General features: G+C 34.2%; 2 protein-coding genes. One reads left to right on the top strand and one right to left on the bottom strand.

Annotated elements, in window-relative coordinates:
* Positions 1–115: 115 nt before the first annotated feature.
* A complete protein-coding gene (locus tag NZ579_08120; protein MCS7299901.1) occupies positions 116–517 on the top strand; it encodes a hypothetical protein in 402 nt (133 codons plus the stop codon).
* A 61-nt stretch (positions 518–578) separates the two neighbouring features.
* Here NZ579_08120 and NZ579_08125 read toward each other — a convergent pair whose 3' ends face one another.
* Complete coding sequence (locus tag NZ579_08125; GenBank protein ID MCS7299902.1) at positions 579–2,138, bottom strand: M48 family metalloprotease; 1,560 nt, start codon at positions 2,136–2,138, stop codon at positions 579–581.
* Positions 2,139–2,450 lie beyond the last annotated feature (312 nt).

The raw sequence follows: 2,450 nt of genomic DNA on the forward strand, positions 1-2,450 counted from the left end.
AAACAAGAGATGGTTCCTTCAACCACCTCCTCAATAACTTCCTGTTTTTACCTACCCTTTCAGGGATTGAAACAAGATATTTGTTTTTGTTGTAGACTCAGAAGATAGTGAGGGAGTGAGTTTTGTAGCAACAGATAACGCAAAGAACAAAAAGAGGATAAGTTATAGTTTCTACTCAATAGTGAAGCCTTTTAAAATAAGACCCAGAAAAGGAAAGACCTTTAAACCCGAAATTCTATACATATTCATTGACGAAATCTTAAAAACTCTCAAGGAAAGAGACAAAAATGTTGATTTAGCAAAAGCAAGAAAGATTATAACAGAAAAGGCTGAGGCAGTTTATGATATTTTGACTAAGGTAAAGAACTATTCTCCTAGAATGGTATCAGGAATATTACAACTTCTAGTCGCTGGAGTTGACATTGATGACTTGTTTGTTCCTGACGATGTTAAGGAGTTGATACGCTCCTTGTCCAATCCATTAGAAGAAGGTTTTCACCTACGCTTTAGGGATTGAAGCATTCTTCAAAACGAAAACAGAAGTGCCTTTCACATACACTGGTTTCTAACCAGCCCCTTTAGGAACTGAAACCTTTCTTGCCGTTTCCCTTCTCCTTCTCCGCATTCATCACGTTAATTATTCTTGCCAGTACCGTTGGGTGCGTTGATAGTATTGAAAATATTTTCTCAGAAACAGCCTGTTTCATGCTACCCTCTCTTATCCTGTCGTATATATATGATTTTAAATTATATTCCTCGCCTTTTTCAAGATGTTTTGGAGGCATGATGTTTTTATCATATTCACGAGGAGAAACAATTGTATAAGAATCCGGTGGGTATATCAATATTCCTTGATCTACTAATTCCTTGAAACGCGCGCCTACAAGTTCAAATGATGTAGATTTTCTTTTTTTGTTCTGATAGTTTTCAAAAAACCAAACAATGTATGTATATATTCTTTCAGCCATATTTTTATGGATTTCAGCCCCTATCCCATTATAGCTTGATACTGATAATCTGTGTATAGGTGTCATTATAGCTTTCATGCAATATACAAATGGATCATTATTATTAAGCTTTACAATGTTTGAGCTATTCTCTGTAACATATTTATGTCTTTCGTTGTAACCATAAGTGTAGTAGTTTATTATTACCAGTGCATCTGAGATACAGAAAGGACTTAGCCCGGCATCAACTGTTCTTTTGTCGGCAAGATACTCTCTTGTCCTGCAATACCATAGATAGGTTGGAATTACAATTAACGCTAGCAAGAATGACCATATACCAATATGATAGATAACATACACCATTGCAAATATGCCTATAAACACACTACCTATTGCATTAGATCCATCTTTGTCCTTACTATCAGAACCCATAAATGGGACAAAGAACAATGCTATTACTAGTAGTAACAAAATAAATAGCGGTATGGCGAATGTTAGTAGCATTAGTGTCAGTGCGGCTTGAGGCATGAATATAATAAGAGATGTTAGTCTGAAGTCTTCATTTTTTATGTGTCCAAGTTCATGTGCCAACACTCCCTTGAGAGCATAATTAGGTAGCACTTTCAACAAGTCTTCATGAATAACTATTCTTGCGTTCTTATTGCTTGGACCATAAGTAAAAGCATTTAAACCTTTGTGTTTTGTAATACCTATCTTTTGGGGTGGAGTTATACCCATTTTCTGTGATATCTCCTCTACCATCTCAACTATCTCAGGATTGTTATCTCTATCAATCCATTGACTAACACTTTTGTCAAGTATCTTAGGCATCACAAAATATGCAACTAAACCGTATATTCCTGTTGCAATGAACACGAAAACTGTAAGAGGAGGAACTATCAGCCCGCAATAAAGCAAACTAGCACCAACAATAAGTGCTATGATACCCCATCCTCTAATGGTAAGCTTATCCTCTGACTTCCTAACAAAAAAGGAATAAATCAAATGTGCCAGTGCCACAACTAAAAAACTTGCACCTGAAAGTTTTATTATCTCTGTATTAGCATAAACAAATGGTATGTAGTAATGTTTTACGAGATAAACGATCCCTTCTATGATGTAAAATATTGCTTGTAGCATCCATAGGAGTATGTTGAAGAAAATTTGCATGATCGCGAATACTTCTTTCATAAGCCCTCCCTTTTGCTGTTGTATTTCTTTGCCCCCAACAGCTGGGACATTTTTTTCTCTATTAGTATACAACAGATCATGTTTTTTAAATTTGAGTTATCTGTTGCTAACAGATTTTAAGAGTGTTTTTAAATTGTGATCTTGCAAAGTTAAAAAATTAGAAACTTAAAAGTAAATAAAAACTCAATACACTGTGATTATTTTTTTATTTTTTTTTCTTATTGTAAAGTGATCAATTATTACAATGTTTTTATGTTTTACAAACATAATTTTAAACATAACCGGTATTTTTATTGTTTTTTCATCGTTTTT

The organism is Spirochaetota bacterium (assembly GCA_025061835.1).
Taxonomy (GTDB): Bacteria; Spirochaetota; Brevinematia; order DTOW01; family DTOW01; genus SKYB106.